The following is a 7,848-nucleotide window of genomic DNA, read 5'->3' as shown; positions in this document are numbered from 1 at the left end:
CAACGCGGGCGCGCCCAGCCACTCCTCGAGCAGCCGGATCTGCTGACTGACGGCGCCATGGGTCACGCTGAGCTCGGCGGCCGCTTCCTTGAAGCTGCCGAGCCGCGCGGCGGCCTCGAAGGCGCGGACGGCATTGAGCGGCGGCAGGCTGCGGCGTGGGACGAACATGCCCCCTCAATACCAGATTTTCTAACGCATGATCCGATTATTACTGATTTGTGACATCGACCGATCAGGCGCATATGGCGGAGCAAGCCACTCACATACCTCTTCTTTTCGAAGGCTCCCTCCGATGCGCGGCCGATCCATCTTTAGTTTTTCTCGTTCTGGATGGCGGCGATGAGCGTGTCCGTGGAAGCCGGCACATCCCGTCCCCGCCAGGCCAGGGCGACGCGCACACTCACGGTGACCGGGCTCAACCACGCCCTCCATGACGGCTACACCGACCTGATCTACGTGCTGCTGCCGGTCTGGCAGGCGGAGTTCGCGCTGAGCTACGGGCTGCTGGCGCTGCTGCGCGGGCTCTATGCCGGCGCCATGGCCGGGCTGCAGATTCCGGTCGGACGCATCGCCGAGCGGATCGACGGCAAGATCATCCTGATCGCTGGCACGGCACTGTCGGCGCTCGGCTATGTGTTCGCCGGATTCTCCGGCGGCGTCATCGGACTTGGCCTGGCGCTCGCGCTCTCCGGCGCAGGCTCGAGCACGCAGCACCCGATCGCATCGGCCGCGGTGTCGCGCGCCTATGGCGCGGCTGCGCGCGGCCCGCTCGGCATCTACAATTTCTCCGGCGATCTCGGCAAGGCCGCGATCCCGGCGCTGACCTCGATCCTGCTCGTGATCATGTCGTGGCGGCACACGCTGCTCGTGCTCGCCTTTGCCGGTCTGCTTGTCGCGATCTGCATCGCACTCTGGATGCCGTCCGTCGGCAAGGGCGCCGAGCACAAGGCCACCGCCGCATCGCGCCGTGACGGCGCCGGCGGCGGCTTCCACTGGCTGCTCGCGATCGGAATCCTCGACACCGCGGTCAGGATGGGTTTTCTCACCTTCCTGCCGTTCCTGTTGCGCGACAAGGGCGCCTCGCTGCCGACCAACGGCCTCGCGCTGGCGCTGGTCTTCATCGGCGGCGCGCCGGGAAATTCACCTGTGGCTGGCTCGGCGAGCGCGTCGGCACGCTGCGCACCGTGCTCATCACCGAAGGCGGCACGGCGGCGCTGATCGTGGCTGTGCTGGCGTTGCCGCTGGCACCGTCCATCGTGCTGCTGCCCGTGCTCGGCGTGATGCTCAACGGCACCTCTTCGGTGCTCTATGGCACGGTGCCCGAGCTCACGCCGCCGCATCAGACCGAGCGCGCCTTCGCGCTGTTCTACACGGGCACCATCGGATCGGGTGCGACCGCGCCTGTGCTCTACGGCCTGCTCGGTGACGCGCTCGGCCCGACGCTCGCGACGGCAGCGACCGCGCTCACGGCGCTGGCGATCTGTCCGCTTGCCATCGCACTCGCGCGGCATCTTGCCGACGATCCAACGACGGCGTGAAGCCCGTAGTCCGTAGCCCGGATGAAGCCAACGGGTCGCGCGAATGCGCGCCCGATGACAGGCTCCGCAAAATCCGGGACCGCTCCTCGTTGCTTGCATGATTCCCGGATTGCGCTTCGCTCCATCCGGGCTACTTAAGCAATGGTGTCACGGAGCATCCCAATGACAAGCACGCACAAGGCCTGGCGGCTGCACGCCCACAATGATCTTCGCTTCGAGGATGTCGCAACGCCCGGGCCCGCGCCCGATGGCGTCGTGGTCCGGATCGAAGCCGGCATGGTGCTGTCCTATACCAACAAGCTGCTGTCCGGCGCGCTGCCCTACAGCCTGCCGCCGATGCCGTTCGTGCCGGGCACCAACGCGATCGCGCGCGTCGTCGCCACGGGCGAGAACGTCACGCACGTCCGAAGCGGCGACCGCGTGTTCCTCAGCCCGCATCTGCGCGGCGACGTGCCGGATCGCGATCCGCCGCAGATCCTGATCGGCCTCACCGCCACCGTGACGACGCCGGAGGCGCTCGCGCTGCAGGCGCGCTGGCGCGACGGCGTGTTTGCGGAGATCGCGCATTGGCCTGCCGCCTGCGTCACGCCCCTTGCCAATCTCGACGACAAGCCGGCGACCGAGCTGATCGGGCTCGCCAAACTGATCGTGCCGTTCGGCGGATTGCAGCGCACCGGCCTGCGCGGCGGACAGACCATCATCGTCAACGGCGCGACCGGCTATTTCGGCTCGGGCGGCGTGATGCTCGCGGTCGCGATGGGCGCGGGCCGCGTCGTTGCGGTCGGACGCAAGCAGGCCGCGCTCGAGCAATTGCGCGATGCATTCGGCCCGCGCGTCATTCCCGCTGTCGCGACCGGCGATGCCGCCGCCGATCTTTCGATCATCCGCCGCGCCGCCGGCGGCAGCGCCGATGTCGCGCTCGACCTGCTCGGCGCCGCCAAGAGCACCTCGACCACGCTGTCCTGCCTGCGCGCGCTCCGCCGTGGCGGCCGGATGGTGCTGATGGGCAGCGCCGAGGTGCCGCTCGAACTTTCGTTCCGCGAGATGCTGGCCAATGACTGGGAGGTGGTCGGGCAGTTCATGTACGATCGGACGGCGCCGGGCCAACTCGCCGGCCTTGCCGCCGAAGGCCTGCTGGATCTGCGCAAGATCAACGTCTCGACCTTCAAGCTTGCCGACTTCCGCCGTGCGGTGGATGCCGCCGCGATGATGCAGAGCCTCGACCTCACGGCCGTGGTGCCGTAACCAGAGGCCATGACATCGCAAGAGACCCCGTCCCAAGCGACTCCCTGGCGCGCCACCGTGCTGACCCTGTTCCCGGACATGTTTCCGGGACCGCTCGGCGTGAGCCTCGCCGGCAAGGCGCTGGCCACGGGTCTCTGGGCGTTGGAGGCGCGCGACATCCGGGCGTCGGCGACCGACAAGCACCGCAGCGTCGATGACACGCCGGCCGGCGGCGGCCCGGGCATGGTGCTGCGGGCCGATGTGCTGGCGGCGGCGATCGATGCCGCTGATATTGCGCCGGACCGCCCGCGCCTCCTGATGAGCCCGCGGGGTCGGCCATTGAGCCAGACCCACGTCGCGGAGCTCGCGGCCGGCCCGGGCCCCTGATCGTCTGCGGCCGCTTCGAGGGCATCGACCAGCGGGTGATCGAGGCGCGGGGGCTCGAGGAGGTCTCGATCGGCGATTATGTGCTGTCCGGCGGCGAAATCGCCGCGATGGCGCTGATCGACGCCTGCGTTCGCCTGTTGCCGGGGGTGATGGGGAAGCTGGCCTCGGGAACCGAGGAGAGCTTCTCCGAAGGACTACTGGAATACCCCCAATACACCCGTCCGCAGGAGTTCGAGGGCCGCCAGATCCCGGAAATCCTGATTTCCGGCGATCACGCCAAGGTCGCGGCTTGGCGGCTGGCCCAGTCCGAGGCCCTGACGGCGGTCCGGCGGCCCGATCTCTGGGCCCGGAAGGCCGGCCAAAAAGCCGCTCCGCGAGGGACAAAAAACACGACAGACGGGTGACAAACCCTGCGCTTTGCCTTATAGGCACGGCCTAATCCGCACACGCGCAGGATAGATGGACGTTTGCGCAGCCCGCACAGGCTGGGCGCGCCGCCGATGGAGATTTCGATGAACCTGATTCAGCAGCTCGAAAAAGAGCAGTTCGACAAGCTCGCCGCCACCAAGACCATCCCGGAATTCGGACCCGGCGATACCGTCATCGTCAACGTGAAAGTGGTCGAAGGCGAACGCACCCGCGTGCAGGCCTATGAAGGCGTTTGCATCGGCCGTTCCGGCCATGGCCTCAACGAGAGCTTCACCGTGCGCAAGATCTCCTACGGTGAAGGCGTCGAGCGTGTCTTCCCGGTGATGTCGCCGATGATCGACTCGATCAAGGTCGTGCGTCGCGGCAAGGTGCGTCGCGCCAAGCTCTATTACCTGCGCAGCCTGCGCGGCAAGTCGGCCCGCATTGTCGAGAAGCAGGACCGCCAGACCGCCGTTGGCGAGTAACGTTTCCCTTCAGGGGATGTGACCGAAAGCGCGGGGCCTGCCCCGCGCTTTTTCGTTGCGGCATACCTATATCGAGGACACGCCTCAACTCGTCATGCGCGGGCCTGACCCGCGCATCCATCGAGAAGCGAAGCTTCTTGCTCGAGATGGATGGATTGCCGGGTCGAGCCCGGCAATGACGACAGGGGCACCCGCGCAATCGATCGATTGTCGCGGGCGCAAGCCCTGTGATAGAAATTTAGAATGGTTCCGGATCAAGCAAGCCAGCGCTGCCCAAGTCAGACCTGCAAGCGCGTCGTGATCGACGATCGCTCGCGGCTGCCCGGCCGCTTCTTCGGACGCTTTGCGACGTCGGCAACGTCTGAGCTTACGCGCGCAGCGTAACGCTGCCCGGACGCTGTCGCCTGCTCGCGCGCCGAGACGCGCTTAACGCCATCCACCACTGAATTTCTTCTGGAGCTGAAGCTCATGTCCAAACCGACTACGCTGTACGACAAGATCTGGAACGACCATCTGGTCCACGAGGCCGAGGACGGCACCTGCCTGCTCTATATCGATCGCCATTTGGTCCACGAGGTGACCTCGCCGCAGGCGTTCGAAGGCCTGCGCGCCGCCGGCCGCAAGGTGCACGCGCCCGAGAAGACGCTCGCCGTCGTCGACCACAACATCCCGACCACCGACCGCTCGAAGCCGAACCCCGATCCGGAAAGCATCGAGCAAATGCGGGTGATGGCGGAGAACGCCAAGGAATTTGGCATCGAATATTACAACGAGTTCGACAAGCGTCAGGGCATCGTCCACGTCATCGGCCCGGAGCAGGGCTTTACGCTGCCCGGCACCACCATCGTCTGCGGTGACAGCCACACCTCGACGCATGGCGCGTTCGGCGCGCTCGCGCACGGCATCGGCACCTCCGAGGTCGAGCACGTGCTGGCGACGCAGACGCTGATCCAGAAGAAGGCCAAGAACATGCGCGCGATCGTCGACGGCAAATTGCCTGAAGGCGTGACCGGCAAGGACATCATCCTGGCGATCATCGGCGAGATCGGCACCGCCGGCGGCACCGGCTATGTGCTGGAATATGCCGGCGAGGCGATCCGTGCGCTTTCGATGGAAGGCCGCATGACGGTCTGCAACATGTCGATCGAAGGCGGCGCGCGCGCCGGCCTGGTTGCGCCCGACCAGAAGGCGTTCGACTTCCTGCGCGACCGCCCGAAGGCGCCGAAGGGCGCGGTCTGGGATGCCGCGATGCGCTACTGGGAGACGCTGCGCTCCGACGAGGGCGCGCATTTCGACCACGAACTGCGACTGGATGCCGCAAAGCTGCCGCCGATCGTCACCTGGGGCACGAGCCCTGAGGACGTCATCTCGGTGACCGGCATCGTGCCCGATCCCGACAAGATCGCGGATGAGGCGAAGCGGCTCTCCAAGCACCGCGCGCTGAAATATATGGGCCTGACCGCCGGCACCAAGATCACCGACATCAAGCTCGACCGCGTCTTCATCGGCTCCTGCACCAACGGCCGCATCGAAGACCTGCGCGCCGCGGCGAAGGTCGCCGAGGGCAAGACCGTCAACGCCAGCGTCAACGCGATGATCGTGCCGGGTTCGGGCATCGTGAAGGAGCAGGCGGAAGCCGAAGGCCTCGACAAGATCTTCGTTGCGGCCGGCTTCGAATGGCGCGAGCCGGGTTGCTCGATGTGCCTGGCGATGAACCCGGACAAGCTGAAGCCGGAAGAGCGCTGCGCCTCGACCTCGAACCGCAACTTCGAGGGCCGCCAGGGCTTCAAGGGCCGCACCCATCTGGTGTCGCCCGCGATGGCCGCGGCCGCCGCGATCGCCGGACACTTCGTCGACGTCCGCGACTGGCGGTAACTTGTAGAGCGCCCTTCTCTTTCTGATAGTCTCCGGCTAACTTGCAACTCTCAGTATTTTGCAGCCGGATTTCTGATGAAGGTATTGGGCTCTCCCAGAGCAACCCCCGAGCAATTGCGCATTATTGGGGACACTCGCGTAGGAATTGAAATTATCCGCGGAGCAGCGGGCAGTGGGAAAACAACCACTGCCTTGCTGCGCCTGCGAAATCTTTCGGACATGTTCCGATCCCAGCATTCGAGGACGGGGTCGACGGCCGCCGTCAAAGCTCTGGTGCTTACCTACAACCGGACGCTTCGAGGGTATGTGGAGGCTTTGGCAAGGGAGCAGGCAAGTCGCACTGGCGGTGTCGACCTCACGGTGAGCACTTATGCTCAGTGGGCAGTTCACCTGACGAATAATCCGCAGATAAATTCACGTCGTTCAACGGCAATTTTGGGCTTTGCTCGCCAACGGGGCATCAAACTCCAGAACGAGTTCTTGCTTTCGGAGATAGAATATATCCTTGGTCGGTTCTCGCCCAAAAACTACGATTCCTATCTTGATGTGGAACGGACCGGTCGCGGAATTGCCCCACGAGTAGATCGGTCAACCAGAGAGCGATTGCTTGCCGTAATCAATGACTACCGCGGATCGATAAGAAGGATCGGCAGAATAGACTGGGAAGATCTGCCTCAAAGGGTTCGTGCGCTACCTACAGAGAACTACGAAATTATTGTAGTCGATGAAGCACAGGATTTTTCTGCAAACCAGTTGCGTTCGGTAGTCAAACACTTGGCGCCAACTAGCGCTTTGACGCTTGTCTTGGACACCGCACAACGACTCTATCCTCGAGGATACACTTGGGCTGAGGCCGGGATCGACGCGCGGCAAGCGCGCTTTTACCGACTCGAGCAAAATCACCGAAACACAGTCGAGATTGCAAATTTCGCTCGAGGATTGCTCTCTGGCCTGACGGTGGATGACGATGGCACTCTGCCCGATTTACGACACGCCACGAGACACGGACCGCAGCCTCTTGTGCTTCTCGGCAAATACTCAGCTCAACTTGACGCAGCGATTTCGTACGTCAACGATAAAATCAATCTAGACGAGGACACTGTAGCCTTTCTCCATCCGCTCGGCTGGTTCGATCAAGTGCGAAAGCGCTTAAATTGCCAGCACATTGAGTTCGAAGAGATTACGCGCGAACCTGAGTGGCCCACGAGCGGGGCCAACATTGCTTTGTCGACGATGCAAAGTGCAAAGGGTCTTGAATTTGATCATGTGATCATTCTCGGCTTGAACGCCCAGGTCACTCCTCACGGCGAGGGAGCTGACGACGATCAGCTGCAGACGTTGCGACGACTTCTGGCGATGGCCGTCGCTCGGGCGCGAAAGTCAGTCATATTGGGCTATAAACCGGGCGAAGCATCTAGCTTAGTGGAGTATTTTCCAGCGGGCACTTTCGAGGAACGCAATGTCTAAATCCGTCTCGAAATTGGCAGAAGAGCGCAATATCCAAGAGATTGTTCACTTCTCAACAAATCGGGGCCTTACTGGCTGCCTGCACTCGGGGTTCGTTTATCCTCGGCACAAGTTGAGAGCCGAAGAACAGCTTGAGCACATACTGACTTTGAATGCGCCGTTTCGAGCAGAGGCCGAAGATTGGTTCGACCGAACAGAGAACTGGATCGACTATGTCAATCTAAGTATCTCAGAGATCACCGCTAATCTCTTTCGCTTTTCACTGAAATGGCATGCCGGTAAGGACATCTATTGGGTTATAATGAGCTTCGATCCAGCCTTACTGGACGACGATGGCGTCTATTTTTCGACGACGAACAACATCTATGAGCATACAAAGCGGGGCAAGGGTGAAGCTGGCTTCGAGGCGTTGTTCAAGCCGTCGGTGAAACGAAAGGGCACGTGGGTCGCGTATCGTGGATCAC

General features: G+C 63.3%; 7 protein-coding genes and 2 pseudogenes. 7 read left to right on the top strand and 2 right to left on the bottom strand.

All coding sequences use genetic code 11. The features are described 5' to 3' along the window. A partial coding sequence (locus tag H8B02_RS42535) for a LysR family transcriptional regulator (RefSeq protein ID WP_229171683.1) occupies nucleotides 1-168 on the bottom strand: 168 nt, incomplete at its 3' end. A gap of 171 nt (nucleotides 169-339) precedes the next feature. Between H8B02_RS42535 and H8B02_RS42530 the strand changes: the two are divergent. From H8B02_RS42530 to rplS, 4 genes and pseudogenes are all read left to right on the top strand, one after another. Next, nucleotides 340-1,538, top strand: a pseudogene (locus H8B02_RS42530) (MFS transporter). Nucleotides 1,539-1,700: 162 nt separating this feature from the next. Then, nucleotides 1,701-2,783, top strand: a complete 1,083-nt coding sequence (locus H8B02_RS42525) for a quinone oxidoreductase family protein (RefSeq protein ID WP_229171682.1) — start codon at nucleotides 1,701-1,703, stop codon at nucleotides 2,781-2,783. Nucleotides 2,784-2,792: 9 nt separating this feature from the next. Next, a pseudogene (gene trmD, locus H8B02_RS42520) lies at nucleotides 2,793-3,553 on the top strand (tRNA (guanosine(37)-N1)-methyltransferase TrmD). 108 nt (nucleotides 3,554-3,661) lie between these two features. Further along, nucleotides 3,662-4,042, top strand: a complete 381-nt coding sequence (gene rplS / locus H8B02_RS42515) for a 50S ribosomal protein L19 (protein WP_092126446.1) — start codon at nucleotides 3,662-3,664, stop codon at nucleotides 4,040-4,042. 278 nt (nucleotides 4,043-4,320) lie between these two features. On the opposite strand, the gene H8B02_RS42510 is transcribed toward rplS, so the two are convergent. Further along, complete coding sequence (locus H8B02_RS42510) at nucleotides 4,321-4,485, bottom strand: hypothetical protein (protein WP_229171681.1); 165 nt, start codon at nucleotides 4,483-4,485, stop codon at nucleotides 4,321-4,323. A 25-nt stretch (nucleotides 4,486-4,510) separates the two neighbouring features. On the opposite strand from H8B02_RS42510, the gene leuC reads away from it, so the two are divergent. The 3 genes from leuC to H8B02_RS42495 all read left to right on the top strand — a co-directional run. Then, nucleotides 4,511-5,917: a 3-isopropylmalate dehydratase large subunit gene (gene leuC, locus H8B02_RS42505; protein ID WP_229171680.1), complete on the top strand. Its 1,407-nt coding sequence runs from the start codon at nucleotides 4,511-4,513 to the stop codon at nucleotides 5,915-5,917. Between the two features lie 75 nt (nucleotides 5,918-5,992). Next, the gene (locus H8B02_RS42500) at nucleotides 5,993-7,384 is read left to right on the top strand and encodes a 3'-5' exonuclease (protein WP_229171679.1); all 1,392 of its coding nucleotides are present in this window, start codon (nucleotides 5,993-5,995) and stop codon (nucleotides 7,382-7,384) included. Beyond that, a partial coding sequence (locus H8B02_RS42495; protein WP_229171678.1) for a DarT ssDNA thymidine ADP-ribosyltransferase family protein occupies nucleotides 7,377-7,848 on the top strand: 472 nt, incomplete at its 3' end. The genes H8B02_RS42500 and H8B02_RS42495, both read left to right, overlap by 8 nt.

This window comes from Bradyrhizobium altum (assembly GCF_020889705.1).
Taxonomy (GTDB): Bacteria; Pseudomonadota; Alphaproteobacteria; order Rhizobiales; family Xanthobacteraceae; genus Bradyrhizobium; species Bradyrhizobium altum.
This window is presented reverse-complemented; position numbering and strand designations above follow the sequence as displayed.

What these genes read in the sequence shown, in the direction of transcription:
- H8B02_RS42525 (WP_229171682.1), top strand. Translation starts at nt 1,701, where the DNA reads ATGACAAGCACGCACAAGGCCTGGCGGCTGCACGCCCACAATGATCTT.
- rplS (WP_092126446.1), top strand. Translation starts at nt 3,662, where the DNA reads ATGAACCTGATTCAGCAGCTCGAAAAAGAGCAGTTCGACAAGCTCGCC.
- leuC (WP_229171680.1), top strand. Translation starts at nt 4,511, where the DNA reads ATGTCCAAACCGACTACGCTGTACGACAAGATCTGGAACGACCATCTG.
- H8B02_RS42500 (WP_229171679.1), top strand. Translation starts at nt 5,993, where the DNA reads ATGAAGGTATTGGGCTCTCCCAGAGCAACCCCCGAGCAATTGCGCATT.